Raw genomic sequence first — 15,391 nt, 5'->3', positions numbered from 1 at the left:
CGTTTTACAAATTTATTAAGTTATCGTGTTCCGTTAGCTTAACAGTGTTAATCCCCTTTGGTTGTTAGAACAAGATCCATGATATACTCTGAAAACTTAACAGAAAAGCGGGATACTCCACCCGGCAGTCTGTCATTTATATGAAGATTAAGATTGAAGTATAAAACTACCTTTTCACTCCTTAAATCTATTCATTTCTACTTCATCAAAAGGATAAGAAGAATTTATGTCTGCCACACATTTTGGAATAATCATACGTATAACAACTACATAACAAATAATCATGAAAGCTATACCAATTACATAATCCCAAACTGTAGCCAAATTATTTACAGTAATGTAATGTACATATACGATTGCTATCGGAAGGTGTCCAAACAACACTACCGCAAGACCCGAATTGTAAAAGCCCTACTCATGATGACTTTCGTAAAGCATTTGAAGTTCTGCGAATTAGCGAGAATAACCGCACCTACTGGCAGTGTTGACAATAAGGAGAACTTCCCACGGTATACTGATAATTCAACGAGCTCACCGTTAATTTACCATAAGTAAAGGCAAGTTTTACGATGATTAAACATAAAAAACAGCCCCTCCATTTGCCTAGAAGGACTGATGATTGAACTTATAAGTGTGATCCGCCTGTGGCATCGACCATCTGTCCGGTAATCCAACGGCCGTCCGATGACGAGAGGAAAGCCACGATGTCCGCAATATCCGAAGGTTCGCCGATCCTGCCAAGTGCTGACATTTCGGCTGCATGTTGTTGGCCTTCCGGCGTATGCAGCCATTCCGCATTCACGTCCGTATCGACGATGCCAGGGAGTACGGCATTAACTGTAATACCGCGGGGCCCTAATAATTTCGCAAGTTGCAGTGTAAACGTATTTATAGCACCTTTCGTCAAGTTGTACGCCATGATATGGGGATACGCAATTCGTGTAACGCCTGAAGAGATGTTAATCACTCTTCCTCCGTCACGTAGAAGCTGCAAAGTTTGCTGGACGAGAAAAAACGGTGCTTTTACATTCACTGCAAATATCGCGTCGAATTCTTCCTCCGTAGTTTCCTCTAATGTTTTGGAAGTTCCTATACCGGCATTATTTACGAGAATATCGATCCGGTTCTGGCCAGTTAGGCGAAGGAGCGTTTCCTTCATTGTTTGAACCAAATCCGTTACCCCGGCAACGGTATCGAGATTTGCTCCTATAGCCAAAGCTTGTCCACCATGCGCTCTAATGGCGTGGACAACTTCTTCTGCAGCAACACGGCGGTTGCCATAGTGAACGATAACCAGAGCGCCCTCTTGCGCCAGTTGCAGCGCAATTCCTTTTCCAATACCACGACTTCCGCCTGTGACTAATGCAATTTTTCCTTCCAATCGTTTCATAGATCTCACTCCCTTATGATGTGTAATGCTACTGTATACCTTCCCGTAAAGGGGAGAGTCAAGAGGGATTACAAAACTATTTTCAGTGAGAAAAAATGAACTCCGGAAGGAGGCACGGAGATACTAATGATCTTAACCAAGCTCAAGGGGAAAGAGCAATTCGGCCAAGCGCATTTTTCCGTAAATATCTTTGTCCGAAGTTAAATAGGTTTCACGGATCGGATCTATATAGGAACGGACATAGCCTTGAGACGAGATCCATGATGCTAACTGATCGGCAGCAAGGCAAGAGTCATCGTAAGGGCTACAGAGGTGTACAAGGGAAGCGGCCGCTTTTAACTCGGGCAGTAAGCGGACATTCACTCTTTCGTTGCTTGGAATAGTCTTTGTCAGCGGTACTGCAACCTCTAGCTCGACTTGATCCGTGTACGTGCCGCCATGATCATACCATAGAATCGTCAGGTCACGTCCTTCGCCCTCTCCATACGAATTGACATACTTTGTGAGTTCGTCAAGCAGTAGACATAGATGCGCACGCGGAACGATATCACGAATCGAAGCCGTAAGTTGAGGCTGAACGCTGCGAACGGTTATCGGTGTTTCATGTTGGCGCTGATCCGCTTCTTCGACGCGGGCAATCCTGTTATCGATTTCTTTCAACTGCTGCTGCGCTTCCAGGATGGAACGCTCAAGTTCTTTCTTCTTATCGGCTAACTTTAGTTTTACTTCAGGTAATGGATGTTCTTCCAGAAGGGTTTTTATTTGATCCAGCGTGAAGCCATGTTCCTTAAAGGCGGTAATGCGCTTAACGGTCAGAAGCTGCTCCTGGGTGTAGTACCGATAGCCATTATTAGGATCTATAACGGCGGGCTCGAGCAGCTTCACGCTATCGTAAAATCTTAATGCCTTGACGGAAATACCACTTAACTTTGAAAAAGCACTAATCTTTAGCATTTCACAACTGACTCCTTATCAAATCTACTTTATCCAATACTATATATTAACGAAAATCATAAAGAAATATCAGTGAGAAAAACTTGCCATTACTGCTAACGCGCTGATCCGTATCATAAAAATGATGATTAAGAAAGCAACGAGAAAGTTGACTCACTTCTTTTCGTCTGAATATCCCTCGATTACTTTAATGTGCTTATGTTACTTTAAAGTGCGTACTTCCTATGTATGGGTAGTTGATGCAAAATACAGTTGTACAAAGAATAGTACAAAAGGAGATGCAACAATATGAATAATGAATCTACAACAACACGTAAAGTCGCCTTGGTCGTAGGTGCAAATGGTGTTATAGGTCGCAACCTCATCGATCACCTCATCACTCTCCCTGATTGGGACGTAATCGGCGTATCGCGTCGCGGTGGGGAATCTAGCAATCATGTTCGATATGTGGCTGCGGATCTACTCAATATAGACAATCTTCACGAGAAGTTAAGTGATTTAACTGAGGTAACACACATTTTTTATGCTGCTTACCAAGACCGTCCAACTTGGGCTGAACTTGTTCCACCGAATCTCGCCATGTTAGTGAACATCATAGAAGTGATCGAACCAATCGCGCCGGGCTTAAAACATGTCAGTCTGATGCAGGGATACAAGGTATACGGTGCACATCTCGGCCCGTTCAAAACTCCTGCTCGTGAGACAGACGCCAACCACATGCCTCCTGAGTTCAATATTGATCAGCAAGATTTCTTAGAACAGCGGCAAAAAGGTAAGGCTTGGACTTGGTCGGCACTCCGTCCTTCTGTAGTCTGCGGCTTCTCGCTTGGAAATCCGATGAACCTCGCAATGGTCATAGCGATTTATGCTTCAATTTCGAAGGAACTTGGAATCCCTTTGCGGTTTCCAGGTAAGCCGGGAGCTTACAACAGCCTATTGGAGATGACAGACGCTGGGCTTCTCGCAAAGGCAACAGTGTGGGCGGCGACCGACGAGCGCTGTACGAATCAGGCATTCAACATTACGAACGGGGATCTGTTTCGTTGGAGTGAGTTATGGCCGAAGATCGCTCAATACTTTGGCATGGAAACTGCGCCTCCGTTGCAGATGTCTCTGGACGTTGTTATGGCGGACAAGGAGAAGCTTTGGATCAAAATGGTTGAGAAGCATGGGCTTGCTCGGAATACCTATAAAGATGTATCCTCTTGGCAATTCGGCGATTTCGTGTTTGCATGGGATTACGATTTTTTTGCCGACGGAACGAAGGCTCGTCGTTTAGGCTTTCACGAATTCGTCGATACCGAAGCAATGTTTATGAACATCTTCGACGACTTCCGCAAACGTAAAGTTATCCCGTAAACTATCGTATAAAATAAGAAAGCCGACCGTATATATTGGGTCGGTTTCTTAACTGTTATTTACGTCTGTATGCATTGGATTAACCAGAACGGTAGCCTTTCCCTCGTACTTTCTCTCTATATGCGAATCCCCCCAACGGCACATCAGATGTAGGAGTTCCTTTAGACTCCAGCCGTAGTCTGTCAATTCATACTCAACTCTCGGTGGTACCTGATTATAGGAAGTACGTAAGATAACGCCCTCCTCTTCAAGTTCCCGAAGGTGCTGCGTTAACACCTTTTGAGTAATTGCGGGGATCAAGCACCTAAATTCATTATTACGTTTCTTACCAAATGTCAGATGAAAGAGAATAACAGGTTTCCATTTACCACCAATCACCTCTAGAGTTGCCTCTACTGCAGTGTTGTAAATCTTTTCAGTCTTTTGCACATAACTTGCCCCTTTTCGAATATTTCGACACAGGTCATAGATAACTCCTAATGAATTGGAGCCATTTATGCCCGTATAAAACATTATAACTACAACCAAAGTATTACGCTATCCTGCCCGTTAGCGTAATCTGTCCGGCTAGAATAAGCATCTCATCAACGGAACCAATATAGAAGAAACCTGTGTTTGTATAATTTCCCTTGCGACTTCCGGAATGAAGCTATAGCCATTTTTTTGTATTTCATAGAGCAGAGTTGTTTTACCGGCACCAGGCCCACCTGTTATTATGATAAAATCATCCACAAAAAATTTATTCTCTAGCACAATACGGTTTCAATCTTCACATTCTCTAGTACGGTTAGTTATCATTAAGACCAACCGAAAATTATAAGCTGACCGATTTTTTTGGCAAAACAATTTAAAAAAGCTGTATGACAGTGATTCACGGCAGGGATGATTGGGGTAGGTTTTTATATCCGCTTGAAATTCCGATTAATTTCATTATATCTAAACTGTCAAGATGTCAATCTACGGTGCAATACTCGTCCGGGTTCGGTTTGCTATCCCCCCCTTCTAACCTGTATATTTCACACTGGTAGTATTAGCATGGTAGAGTCATTGCATGGAATCCATTCGATCGAATCGACCATGAAAAATAAGCCCGCCGCTCTTTGCAAGCGGCGGGCTTCCTGCTCTTCTAAAGCCTGTGTTTACGGTTCTAGCTGCCAGAGCGCGGGCACGTTGCTCGGCTCCCCACCCGGCAAGGAGGTATGGGCCTGGATGCATTTGTACACCTTGCCGTTATAGGATACGAGCGCATTGACCTCATAAGCGGTATTTGGCTCCCATGGCGTTGCACTCGGACCGTTAGGCGTTGACACTGTCACGGCATTGCTGTCACCAGATTCGTTGTTTGACGGGTCGTAAGCGCGGACTGTAAACGTATATTGCGAGTTCGGCGACAAACCGGTAACGACCTTCTCGGTTGCCGTTCCAGTGACGGTAGCGATCACCGTGTTGCCGTTGTAAATCCGGTAACCAGCGATGCCGGAAGCATCTGTGGATGCATTCCACATCAACGTGACTGACGTCGACGTTGGGGTGCCCATCACATGCAGGCCGGTCGGATTGGTCGGCGGCGTCACGTCAACCGGAAGCTGCGTGGTCGTAAACTGGACACTATTGCTGAACGGCGACCGATTGCCGGAAGCGTCGAACGCCTTCACAGCTAGGTTATAGGTCGTGCCTGCCAATAGATTGGTGAGATTGGCGCTCGTCTGATTGGCAGGTATAGTGGCGATGACATTGACTCCGTTGTACACCTCATAACCCGTGACGGCATTGTTGTCCGTCGAGGCCCCCCAAGTCAGCGTGGCCGTCGTTGTGCCAACGTTGCTGACGGCCAAATTAGTCGGCGCCGTAGGCGCAATGCTGTCGTCAGGACCGAATTGGGCATCGATAACGATGTACCAGGCATTTTGGGTATCCGCGATATCCCACACGCCGAGGATGACATGGTAACCCTCTCTTTGCGGCACGTTGCAGGTTTGGGTTAACGTGGCCGGCGGCTGCTGGCCATTTCCGTTAATCGTGCAGAACGGAGTCAGATCAAACTGGTCGCGGGTCAACGGTGCATTGGGATTCAATCCGGCTTGGTGATGAAATAACGGTAGCTTGTCGTGGCATGACGAGCGGTAAAAATCCAAGTAAAGTTGTTGGTGCCGCTCGTCATGTTCACCTTGTTCCAGCGCGTAGCTGATTGCTGGTCAAGCGGAGCGAAGCTGGCAAGGCCGGCGCTGGCGATTTTGCCGTCAGGGGGTCCGGCAGCAGGAAAACCTTTCGGCCCCTCCAGGCTCTGAGGCTCATAGATGATCGGGCCGCAGTTGGTATTCAATCTGTTTTTACACTGGATCGCGCGGCTGGCCGTGAGAAGCGTAAACAAGCGGTTGGAAATCTTCGTGGACATTCATAGCGCGCAACTATGTTGGGATCAAAACCAAGTAAGTACACCTAGGGGGAAAGCATGGAGGGGAATGGAATCATGTCTCAATATGGAGGAATCTATATAGATAGGTATAATAGAGTTTCGTCACAATGGAGTATTAGCGGAGTGTCATGAAGCCAAGTGAATTTGATGTATGGGCCAGACAGAAACGAAAGATATATTACAGTAAATGGATGTATATATTATTGAATAATAACCATTTCATGTCAAGTTTTATCATGAACTGGCACTATACATTACTGGCATAACTGGAGTAACATGGTGGAGTCTTGTATCCCATACGTTTTCTCCTGATTCGTATATTACAAAGTTGGTATAGTTCTATATTATATTCTGCAACATTATCCATAAAGATTGCGTTTATCTAACTGAAGAGGAGCGTATCGCGAAGAATTTCCGACGACAAGAATTGAGCTAGGGTCAAGAATTTAATAGAACCATGGAAGGAAACATCTATGAAAAAAACAATAATCGCACTAACACTTTCTTTAGTGTGTACCTTACTAATCGGTAATCCAACGATAAGCTTCGCCAATAATTTTTCGAATACGGTTGACAATGGAAAACTTGAAAATGGACGAGTGCTGATTCCATTACGTGCTGTTTCAGAGAGATTCAATTCAGAAGTGATCTGGAACCAGGCAAAAAAAAGCATTACGATTATTCGTGGCAAACAAGAGCTATTGCTGCGTGTTAATTCTCGGACTGCTTTATTAAATAACGCTGCTTTCAAGCTTGATTTACCAGCAAAAATTGATAATGGAACAACTTATGTACCAGCACGTATTTTTGCTGAAGTCTTTGGCGGAACAGCGCTGTGGTCCGAACAAGAACGAAAAGCAACCATTACGATCGGACAGCAACAGATCTTTATCCATACAGAGTCGCCCAAGCCTAGAATGAGTCAGGAGAGAACAAACGTGCTTAATACAAAGATAAATGAAGCCACCGATCCCTCGAGCTATTCGCAAATTCGAACATATTTCAGACCTTATTTCACGGACTCATTTATAAACAAGATTATTCATAGTAATGGTATTAAAAATAACGCTATACTAACAAAAAAGGCCGATATTACCTACGACAGCACCACAGCGGCGAGAATGCACCAATCTGCTTACTTTGAAAGTGGTCCTATCAATCTCGAGCTCGTTGATCGTTATGTATTCTATAAATTTGTTGATAACCAATGGAAGGTAGACGAGGTGAATGTGGGCAAACAAATAATTGAGCCATAATCCCCATCTTCCTCCCCTGGGTACTGCTTTAATACTCTTTGCCGTGACCATGTTCCCGTTTGGTTTCCTCAATGGGATGCTTTATTTTTTATGAATAAGTTTTTAAACATATCTTCAACTCTTTTTTATGATGACAGAGGTTGATTTGCCAGCCGCTCGTGATCCGGTTCAACGTGAATCAATACCTGGGAATGTTCAAATACTGCCTTAATGGCTTGTTCAATTTCGTCGCATAGTTGATGCGCAGTAAGAACATCCATCGTGGATGGAGTCACAAGGTGGAAGTCCACATATTCTTCTGGACCAGATCTCCGGGTGCGAAAATCATGAAATTCAATATATCTCTCTTTGAATAGTTCAATTACCCGTAGAATTTCGCTCTCCTCTTCTTCTGTCAATCGTGCGTCAATCAGAGGAGGAAATGATTCTTTCATAAGCTTATAGGCTTCTCTCATGATATAAAGGGCCAAGACGATCCCAATAATAGGGTCCAGTATCGTCCATCCGGTAAGGGTGACCAATAATAAACTGACCGCAACACCCAAAGATGTGAAAACATCAGTAAGCAAATGCAGGGCATTAGATTTCATTGCAACAGAATGAAATTCATCCGCCGCCTTTTTAACCTTCCGAGAAACAATAAAATTGACCCCTGCTCCAACAAGCATAACGATGATACCCAGAAAGGGAAGTTTGATGGTAGTTGGATTCAATATTTTATGGACACACTCATAAATAATCCAGATTCCGGCAACAAAGATAAGTATGGTTTCAATCGTTCCTGAAATATTTTCCACTTTGCCATGGCCATATGGATGGTTTTTGTCCGCAGAACGACTAGATAATCGGACCGAGAAGAAGGCTATTAACGAACCAACTAAATCCAAGGTGGAGTGGATTGCTTCCGAAATAACGGCTACAGACCCCGTTACTATTCCTATAGCAAGTTTTAGCAAAACGACAAATGTGTTGCTGAGTACAGATAAGAAAGCAGTCTTTGAACTATTCAAGCACATCACAACCTTTTTTATTCGTGTAAAATAAACATTAGCAAACGAATATCGTGTGGGTCTACAGAAACCTTTTTGCAATATTTCAATGAAGTAGAACCTAATTTAAAGTGTTTCCATTAGGCAAAAATTGCTTCACTCACCTGTGCTTTTCCCCATTATGTTGTCGACCCAATACCAAGAGTAAATATCAACTCCATAGTTTATTGTTTACCCACGGGCTGCTCCAAACGATGTACTTCGCCCTTCCGATACCATCTCATCCATGTCTTTAGCTGTGTCTTATTCCGTATTCCCAGCTGTTCCATAACTTCTCTGATCAGAACTCCTGCCAGTCTCATTTCTATGGCTTTCATCTATATTTCTTTGGGATAACTCCCTTTAGTTGCCAACGCAAAAACACCTCCAAGGTTATCTCCATATCTTACGACATGGTTCGATTCTCTTGAAGGTGTTTTGATTTGTTTCACGTTTCCAGTCCCTAAGGCAAGTGGGCTTCTCTTATACCGATTCTTTCGGATTGCACGACGGCATGGGCAGATGACGAATTACATATCACCCCAACTAATGAAAAGTTGAACTGATATTAGAGTAATCAATTAAAAAACAAAGGCTCGAGTAATGATAACAAGCAAAATGAACAGAACTAAAATCGCTGCAGTTGATGTAAATAATCCACCGCCACAGCTACCGCCTACACCGCCAAATACTTCACCCATGTGTACATACCTCCTTGCATTTAGAGTACACACCATCCTATTCAATTTTTTGTAACACAGATTGGACATATTCCCTTATGATAAAGCCTATTTATTAAATGACCATTTCCGTAATTGCGCTAATTAATTATTGAATAATTTTAAGAGTTTTTTGACTTGTTTCCCATTGTTTTTTTGAACCGAAGAAGAAGATTGTTTTCATATTTCTCATAAATTTTTATGGTGGTTTGAGTAACACTCAGTTTTGGGAATATAAAATATATTAAAGTTGCAGTAGCTAGGCTAATTAATATTCCTGTTAAAACATCTAAAGGATAATGAACCCCAACCCATATACGGGAGACTCCCACAAGAACAGCTAACAATACCCATAAAATTGACCAGCCTCTCTTAAAGAGCCAGAATGAAAAACAATATGAGAAGAATAAAATGGTATGATCACTTGGAAAAGAATTGTCTTTTTCTTTTTGTATCAGTTTATTAACATCAGTCAATTCAACGAAAGGTTGATAATTCGAGTGAAATACTCCTGAAACCTTTCCTATTATAAAGGCACAAATGAAAGCGATTGATGCACAAAGAATCATTATTCTATTGTCCGTATCTCTTGTAAACCAAATAAAAAGAACACTCAGTGCAAGTAAAAAAACCATATATTCAGCAATAAAAATAAATGTGGGATTCAAAAAGGGATATTCTTTTCCTAAGTCATTAACAAACCTAAATAATGATATATTAACTTCTGAAATATTCAAACTCAACACCATCCACTCTCTTTTAGTACATCGTAAAAGAAAATTAGATGGTTCTACCATCGAATCATATAACATTATTTAGATTGATATTACATTTTTGTAACATCGGTGTCACATCAATTATATAAAAAAGGGACGCAGTATCAGTTGGAGTCACCTGGCAGGATATCCACTAAATGAATCATATGGATCTCGTTTTTTGTCGGTCGCTTAAGCAGAATCGCAATACAAAGTCAAGTGATACAGTTGCCCAACTTAGATGGACTAAACTCTTGCTTTTGCTACTAGCAGCGACATTTATTCATGGTTAGATTTATCTGGACTTATGTCGCAATATTCTCCTTACAATGTAGCCACTTTTGTGTCAAAATCCTACAATGTGGTCACTTTTATGCATTTTTATATGACACAATTTTGGCCACATTAAAATAAAAAAGCCCGAAGTATCAGGCTTCTCAGCTTTATTAAAAGTAGCCACTTTTGTGTCACTAGACAATACACCACCACGAGCGCTTGCGTCAATGGCACTTAAACGGTTGAACCGCCGTATACCCAGTCTGGGTAAGCGTCAAACCCAACACACCTTCAACGCCTGAAAGTAAACGTAAAATACTCCCCACCTTTCAAGAGCCTCAAGTCAAATCGGTTATAAGACCAAGTTCTTGTCCATTTTCGGCAATGGGACCAAGTTCTTGTCCTGAGAAAAAGACAAGAACTTGGTCCCTTAAAAAAGAAAAACCGCGCTGGGCGCGGGTTATTATGGGACTATGTTTTGTCCCTCGACAGTACCTGTCGGAGGACAAAAACATATATCGTTAACCGTCCGTCTTCACTGTTAATTTAAAAGACTACTGATTCGAAATTCAGTGGTCAATCTTAGAAATTCAATTTTCGAACATAACGTTCGACATATTCTTTTAGGAGTTTATTTTCTGGTGTTGGATTTTGATAAATTAACATTGCTATGTCTATAGGTAAATACCTTTTCATATTCTTAATTCTTTGTACGCTTTCCTCCGACTGATTTGGACAGGATAGTTTTTTGATATCAAGATTTCTTTCTTCACTTAAATGGTAATACTCAACTAAATTATATTCACTATTTGTTGATTCCAATTTAAATGCTACCTTAGGTAAACATCTTTGTTTCATAATCTCAATTTCAGTCCATGATGGTGTATAAATTTTTTCACTACCCTCCTCTGCTATTTCCAACCAACTGTTAAAAAATTCCTGCAAAATTGTGAAGTTATTTTTTCCAAGATCCAATATAGGAGTAGTACTGAGAAATCCTAAATAAAATTAAGATTTTGAGAACGTCAATAGCTCTCACCATTTCAGATTTAGTAGACATGCATGTCCTTCTTTTACTGCAGTTAGGTTGTTCCAGAGCGGAACGCTTCAAGATAGACTTAGAATGAGTAACCGAAATTGCCAACTCTAACATGTTTTAGCCCCTCCTCTACTATACCGATCCATTCAAAAACGACCCATTTGTAGTAATGGATCGCCTTGTGTATTTCACTTGTATTTATAACATCAAGCTAATTATAAATAATATGTAAGGATTGCTTCATTATTATAGTGTATCATTCCCTTAATATCCTCTAAATCATAGTAATCCTGTGTCATTAGCTGATGTGCTCCCTTTATAGCCGTAATATGATGGTATAGTAAATAATATTTCATTCTATTATCATCAATTGACATGCTCTTCAACTCAGGATAATATTTGCCATAACGAAGTTTAAAAAAAACTGTATTCATACTCTAAATCAAAATACTTCATCCCTTCAAAGTCTATGATATATGTTTTCCCTTGTTGGTCTACCATAACATGGTTAGGTCCCAATTCAAAATGTATAAGTGAGTACTCTTTTCTTTCTTCAATTTTTGCATAAAGTTCATTACTTGCATCTATTAATTGTCTCTTTAGTTTAGCAATAGGTTCATAATTTTCAAAAAGATACATTAGTGCATCATCTAAGGATTGTTTAATGTACTCCTTGCAAGAAAAAGCTTCTTCCCTTGAATACTTCAAATCACCTACCATAGAACTTTTAATACTATGAAGTTTTCTTAAATGCCGGACAGTTTGCATGGAACAGGTGAAGCCATGTTTCTCCTCTGTAAACTTCTTACTACGTATAAGCTCACAGTTAAATCTCACATGCTCTCCACAATGTATCCAAAGTCCTTGATCTCGATCATCCAAAGTTTCTTCTCAAATGCACCGAAAAATAAATTTTAAAATGAATCAGCGGCAGTCTTGGACTGGAAAATAAAGTCCTAGACTGCCACTAGTATATTGAACTAACGTGTCCCGTTAGGTTTAGTGAGGCTGCCGACAAAAGTTCTAAAGGCCTCAATCCTTCCCTTCATTCAAGAAAAATCTGAAGAAAAAAGAGCAAATGTCCCTTCAGCCTATAATTTGGAAATTTGGCTTGGCATTCTGCCTGTGCGTTGAATGGTACGAATCTGAGAAGTTGTTATCCGGAATCCAACCAGAATAAACGACGAGGTTACATTGTTAAAGTTAAAAGCTCGTAAGTCTGAAATGTTCTGGCTACCACGGAAAATGCGAAAATCCCCTGTAAAGTTGCGGCCTGAAAACAGTACTAACGTAACTTGACTGGGAATTACAACATTTCTTAGCCGAAAACTGGAAATAATGTTGTTAAAACCGAATAATCCCAGATTTGAAACTGCCACGCCTCGTCTAAATGTTAGACTTCTTCCAGTAAAGTTAAAACCCGAGAAAAAAGTAACTCTAACATTTCGATTAAATATTAACCCCATCCCTTTCACTCTCCTCAATTTAAGATAGTGACAGTATATGAATTGGTTAATATGTTTGCTTGGACTTATGCTATTAATCTGGAAATCTTCCGGATATATTACCCTGCCCAATCGCAACGCGGCTTCCAGTCCATGTCTGCCCTTAAGCATAGCAAAAGCGATGGATCCGCTCCATCGATCTAGTGACAATTCATAAACATCATTTTTGAAAACTGCATGTAGCAATCTTGAAAACTTGACTCATATTCGTTTTTTATTTTCCGATATTCTCAACAGCGCGATTCCTCTTAGGTCGTGTTTTTTGCATTTATTCCCTCCATACCGAACGATAAAATATATTTTACCCGGGTAATATTGATTTCTTAATTTTATCCGGGTATAATTGGTGAGGTGTTCAGAGAGGAGGTCAGCATGAGTAATGACCTAACGCGCTTTTACTACACAGCATTTTTGGGTGTGGGAGTCGTCACCAGTGGTTCGTTACAGCATGTTGTTTCTACTGTGAAGGATGCTCTGGATGACAGAGACCTCGCACAGCTGCTTATATTTGACGATTCCACAGGGAAGCAAATAGATGTTGATTTTCGTGGAAAGACAGATGACGTGCTTAAACGATTAGGAGAATCGTCTGGTGACTTACCTGTTACGGAAGTGAATCACCAGCCTACACGGCGGGTCGGTCGACCCAAGCTGGGGGTTGTATCCGGTGAGGTTACGTTATTGCCACGGCATTGGGAATGGCTCAAGGCTCAACCTGGAGGGGCGTCGGTAACATTACGAAAACTTATTGATGAGGCTCGCCGAGCTGGAGAAAAACAGAGCAATCTCCGAGAGTCACAAGAAGCAACACATTACTTTATGACAGCTATGGCCGGGAACTTCCCTCAATACGAAGAAGCTCTTCGGGCACTGTATGCTGGTGATTTGGATCGCTTTTACCACTTCATCGATGACTGGGCACCTGATATCAGAAACCACATCAAAAGACTAGCCGCTAATGCATTCCCTGAAGGGAACTTATGAATGAAAGCATGTGGAGGCGTAAAAAACGGTATCGGACATCGGACTGCAGCGATCAAGATTCACGCCTTCTGCCTATACAGAACTTCCGATACCCCATTAATTGAAGGAGAACATGATCATGAACATTCTGAAAGTCAACGGTGTTGAGTTGGCCTATGATAGTTTCGGTGACGAAAATGACGAGGCTATTATCCTAATCGCTGGGCTTGGAACCCAGATGATCCGATGGACGGTTCCGTTTTGCGAAATATTGGCAGCGCGGGGCTTTCGGGTGATCCGCTTTGACAATCGCGACGTAGGTTGCTCAACGCACTTTAGCCATTATCGGACGCTGGATTTTGACGCACTAGCGACTGCTCTCATGTCGGGACAGCGACCGGACATCCCTTACACTCTCGATGACATGGCAAGCGACGCTATCGGACTGCTCGACGCCCTTTCAATTGACCAGGCACATTTCGTTGGCAGGTCAATGGGCGGAATGATCGCCCAGATTGCAGCCAGTGAGTACCCTGAACGGGTGTTATCACTCACCTCGATTATGTCCAGTTCAGGTAATCCCGACCTTCCGCAATCTCCCCCGGATGTCATGGCATTGATGACTAAACCGGCGCCGAATCCATTTGAGGATGAAGCAGGATTTTTGGCGCACAGCCTTTCTTTTGCCAAGCGTATCGCTGGCAGTGGCTTTCCGTTTGAAGAGGACGCTTATCGGGCGCTCATTCTGGAGGAAGTCCAGCGTGCCTACGATCCAAGCAGTGTCGGACGACAAATTGCTGCGATCGCTGTTTCTGGTGATCGTCGTCCGCGGCTGGCAACCATAAAAGTACCAGCACTTGTCATTCATGGAGTGAACGATCCCTTGTTCGTCCCGGCATGTGGCGAGGATACGGCTTCTGCCATCCCGGGAGCCGAGCTAATGTTGATTGACGGCATGGGACACGACCTGCCGCACCAACTGTACAAAGTAACCGCTGATAGCATAGAGCGAACGGCTCATCGCAATTGACACACGCTTTCTGAATAGCAACCAGCCGGAGTACCGAGGTGCCCAATGGGGCGAGTAGGCACATTGGCGCAGCGCTGATCACGCTTGGCGCATACGACCCGGATGGAAGCAGCGGTGCTCTTGGAACGTTTGTTAAAGCAACTCCATTTCATCAATTAACGGGGCTTCCTAACAGAGCCTCCATTTGAACGTATATGTAGAAACGATCGAATAAGCGCCGGTTTCATGATAACATCGTGAGCTGGCGCTTTTTTTGTGGGGATTTTTCCAAACAGACGCGGTCAGATTCAGAAATGAATTATTCAAGTAACGGGCACATATGTCAGTTTAATCAAAATGCGGTCTCCTACCGACAGTTTGTCAAAATTTTAAAAAACGGTATTCTGATATCTCGACAGTAGTATTTGTTCACCATCCATAGGGAATGCGGGAATTCAAGCATAATGAGATCGTTCTGTTTTGGATGGAATTCCGCTCTACTGACCGTAGGAGTGAGGTACGATACATCTATTGTACGTTTTTCTTCCGAATTTACTGTTGTTGATGACTGCGTAATCAGCGCATTGGTTTCTTCAAGTTCTTTCTTTGAGTTAACCTGTTGTCTGGCATCCAAAATCAGAAAGCACGCTCCGACGATTAGCAAGATAATGGCAATAATTCTCCGCATGATCTCTCCTCCTGTGTTGCTACTTCTATTCTAA

The 15,391-nt window shown here is 42.4% G+C and carries 17 protein-coding genes and 1 pseudogene; 5 read left to right on the top strand and 13 right to left on the bottom strand.

Annotation, left to right across the window (positions count from 1 at the left end):
- Nucleotides 1–625: 625 nt before the first annotated feature.
- Together EI981_RS13750 and EI981_RS13745 are read right to left on the bottom strand one after the other, a co-directional pair.
- Entirely contained in the window at nucleotides 626–1,390 is a 765-nt protein-coding gene (locus EI981_RS13750) for an SDR family oxidoreductase (RefSeq protein WP_126999025.1), read from the bottom strand.
- 132 nt (nucleotides 1,391–1,522) lie between these two features.
- Nucleotides 1,523–2,344 carry a MerR family transcriptional regulator gene (locus EI981_RS13745; protein ID WP_126999023.1) on the bottom strand — a complete coding sequence of 274 codons (822 nt, stop codon included), beginning with the start codon at nucleotides 2,342–2,344 and terminating at the stop codon, nucleotides 1,523–1,525.
- A gap of 288 nt (nucleotides 2,345–2,632) precedes the next feature.
- On the opposite strand from EI981_RS13745, the gene EI981_RS13740 reads away from it, so the two are divergent.
- Entirely contained in the window at nucleotides 2,633–3,703 is a 1,071-nt protein-coding gene (locus tag EI981_RS13740) for an SDR family oxidoreductase (protein WP_126999021.1), read from the top strand.
- 48 nt (nucleotides 3,704–3,751) lie between these two features.
- Here the strand turns inward: EI981_RS13740 and EI981_RS13735 are convergent, their stop codons facing one another.
- The 4 genes and pseudogenes from EI981_RS13735 to EI981_RS29605 form a co-directional block, all read right to left on the bottom strand.
- Nucleotides 3,752–4,132 (bottom strand): winged helix-turn-helix transcriptional regulator, encoded by a 381-nt coding sequence (locus EI981_RS13735; protein ID WP_126999018.1) that lies wholly within the window; start codon nucleotides 4,130–4,132, stop codon nucleotides 3,752–3,754.
- Nucleotides 4,133–4,270: 138 nt separating this feature from the next.
- On the bottom strand, nucleotides 4,271–4,435 hold the full coding sequence (locus tag EI981_RS13730) for an AAA family ATPase (protein ID WP_126999016.1): 165 nt from the start codon (nucleotides 4,433–4,435) through the stop codon (nucleotides 4,271–4,273).
- Nucleotides 4,436–4,842: 407 nt separating this feature from the next.
- Complete coding sequence (locus EI981_RS29610; RefSeq protein ID WP_237172666.1) at nucleotides 4,843–5,208, bottom strand: carbohydrate-binding protein; 366 nt, start codon at nucleotides 5,206–5,208, stop codon at nucleotides 4,843–4,845.
- Nucleotides 5,209–5,361: 153 nt separating this feature from the next.
- Nucleotides 5,362–6,098, bottom strand: a pseudogene (locus tag EI981_RS29605) (lytic polysaccharide monooxygenase); the annotation flags it as partial.
- A 494-nt stretch (nucleotides 6,099–6,592) separates the two neighbouring features.
- On the opposite strand from EI981_RS29605, the gene EI981_RS13720 reads away from it, so the two are divergent.
- Nucleotides 6,593–7,375: a stalk domain-containing protein gene (locus tag EI981_RS13720; protein WP_126999014.1), complete on the top strand. Its 783-nt coding sequence runs from the start codon at nucleotides 6,593–6,595 to the stop codon at nucleotides 7,373–7,375.
- A gap of 125 nt (nucleotides 7,376–7,500) precedes the next feature.
- Here EI981_RS13720 and EI981_RS13715 read toward each other — a convergent pair whose 3' ends face one another.
- From EI981_RS13715 to EI981_RS13695, 6 genes are all read right to left on the bottom strand, one after another.
- A complete protein-coding gene (locus tag EI981_RS13715; RefSeq protein WP_472795102.1) occupies nucleotides 7,501–8,385 on the bottom strand; it encodes a cation diffusion facilitator family transporter in 885 nt (294 codons plus the stop codon).
- A gap of 203 nt (nucleotides 8,386–8,588) precedes the next feature.
- On the bottom strand, nucleotides 8,589–8,741 hold the full coding sequence (locus tag EI981_RS29255) for a helix-turn-helix domain-containing protein (protein ID WP_193556467.1): 153 nt from the start codon (nucleotides 8,739–8,741) through the stop codon (nucleotides 8,589–8,591).
- Nucleotides 8,742–8,984: 243 nt separating this feature from the next.
- The gene (locus EI981_RS29250) at nucleotides 8,985–9,104 is read right to left on the bottom strand and encodes a sporulation protein YjcZ (RefSeq protein WP_193556466.1); all 120 of its coding nucleotides are present in this window, start codon (nucleotides 9,102–9,104) and stop codon (nucleotides 8,985–8,987) included.
- Between the two features lie 140 nt (nucleotides 9,105–9,244).
- Complete coding sequence (locus tag EI981_RS13705; protein ID WP_126999010.1) at nucleotides 9,245–9,871, bottom strand: undecaprenyl-diphosphatase; 627 nt, start codon at nucleotides 9,869–9,871, stop codon at nucleotides 9,245–9,247.
- An 864-nt stretch (nucleotides 9,872–10,735) separates the two neighbouring features.
- Nucleotides 10,736–11,128 carry a hypothetical protein gene (locus EI981_RS13700; protein ID WP_162616168.1) on the bottom strand — a complete coding sequence of 131 codons (393 nt, stop codon included), beginning with the start codon at nucleotides 11,126–11,128 and terminating at the stop codon, nucleotides 10,736–10,738.
- A gap of 478 nt (nucleotides 11,129–11,606) precedes the next feature.
- Nucleotides 11,607–11,912, bottom strand: coding sequence for a phosphotransferase (locus tag EI981_RS13695; RefSeq protein WP_237172653.1), 306 nt, complete (start codon nucleotides 11,910–11,912; stop codon nucleotides 11,607–11,609).
- A gap of 1,157 nt (nucleotides 11,913–13,069) precedes the next feature.
- Between EI981_RS13695 and EI981_RS13685 the strand changes: the two genes are divergently transcribed.
- The 3 genes from EI981_RS13685 to EI981_RS29030 all read left to right on the top strand — a co-directional run bounded on the left by EI981_RS13685 (nucleotide 13,070) and on the right by EI981_RS29030 (nucleotide 14,878).
- Nucleotides 13,070–13,681 carry a DUF2239 family protein gene (locus tag EI981_RS13685; RefSeq protein WP_126999004.1) on the top strand — a complete coding sequence of 204 codons (612 nt, stop codon included), beginning with the start codon at nucleotides 13,070–13,072 and terminating at the stop codon, nucleotides 13,679–13,681.
- Nucleotides 13,682–13,799: 118 nt separating this feature from the next.
- A complete protein-coding gene (locus EI981_RS13680) occupies nucleotides 13,800–14,690 on the top strand; it encodes an alpha/beta fold hydrolase (protein WP_126999002.1) in 891 nt (296 codons plus the stop codon).
- Between the two features lie 38 nt (nucleotides 14,691–14,728).
- A complete protein-coding gene (locus tag EI981_RS29030; RefSeq protein ID WP_162616167.1) occupies nucleotides 14,729–14,878 on the top strand; it encodes a hypothetical protein in 150 nt (49 codons plus the stop codon).
- A gap of 158 nt (nucleotides 14,879–15,036) precedes the next feature.
- Here the strand turns inward: EI981_RS29030 and EI981_RS13675 are convergent, their stop codons facing one another.
- Nucleotides 15,037–15,357, bottom strand: a complete 321-nt coding sequence (locus tag EI981_RS13675) for a hypothetical protein (protein WP_126999000.1) — start codon at nucleotides 15,355–15,357, stop codon at nucleotides 15,037–15,039.
- Nucleotides 15,358–15,391 lie beyond the last annotated feature (34 nt).

It is taken from the genome of Paenibacillus lutimineralis (genome assembly GCF_003991425.1).
GTDB classification, from domain to species: domain Bacteria; phylum Bacillota; class Bacilli; order Paenibacillales; family Paenibacillaceae; genus Fontibacillus; species Fontibacillus lutimineralis.
This window is presented reverse-complemented; position numbering and strand designations above follow the sequence as displayed.

What these genes read in the sequence shown, in the direction of transcription:
- EI981_RS13750 (WP_126999025.1), bottom strand. Translation starts at nt 1,390, where the DNA reads ATGAAACGATTGGAAGGAAAAATTGCATTAGTCACAGGCGGAAGTCGT.
- EI981_RS13745 (WP_126999023.1), bottom strand. Translation starts at nt 2,344, where the DNA reads ATGCTAAAGATTAGTGCTTTTTCAAAGTTAAGTGGTATTTCCGTCAAG.
- EI981_RS13740 (WP_126999021.1), top strand. Translation starts at nt 2,633, where the DNA reads ATGAATAATGAATCTACAACAACACGTAAAGTCGCCTTGGTCGTAGGT.
- EI981_RS29610 (WP_237172666.1), bottom strand. Translation starts at nt 5,208, where the DNA reads ATGTGGAATGCATCCACAGATGCTTCCGGCATCGCTGGTTACCGGATT.
- EI981_RS13720 (WP_126999014.1), top strand. Translation starts at nt 6,593, where the DNA reads ATGAAAAAAACAATAATCGCACTAACACTTTCTTTAGTGTGTACCTTA.
- EI981_RS29255 (WP_193556467.1), bottom strand. Translation starts at nt 8,741, where the DNA reads ATGAAAGCCATAGAAATGAGACTGGCAGGAGTTCTGATCAGAGAAGTT.
- EI981_RS29250 (WP_193556466.1), bottom strand. Translation starts at nt 9,104, where the DNA reads ATGGGTGAAGTATTTGGCGGTGTAGGCGGTAGCTGTGGCGGTGGATTA.
- EI981_RS13705 (WP_126999010.1), bottom strand. Translation starts at nt 9,871, where the DNA reads ATGGTGTTGAGTTTGAATATTTCAGAAGTTAATATATCATTATTTAGG.
- EI981_RS13695 (WP_237172653.1), bottom strand. Translation starts at nt 11,912, where the DNA reads ATGGTAGGTGATTTGAAGTATTCAAGGGAAGAAGCTTTTTCTTGCAAG.
- EI981_RS13685 (WP_126999004.1), top strand. Translation starts at nt 13,070, where the DNA reads ATGAGTAATGACCTAACGCGCTTTTACTACACAGCATTTTTGGGTGTG.
- EI981_RS13680 (WP_126999002.1), top strand. Translation starts at nt 13,800, where the DNA reads ATGAACATTCTGAAAGTCAACGGTGTTGAGTTGGCCTATGATAGTTTC.
- EI981_RS13675 (WP_126999000.1), bottom strand. Translation starts at nt 15,357, where the DNA reads ATGCGGAGAATTATTGCCATTATCTTGCTAATCGTCGGAGCGTGCTTT.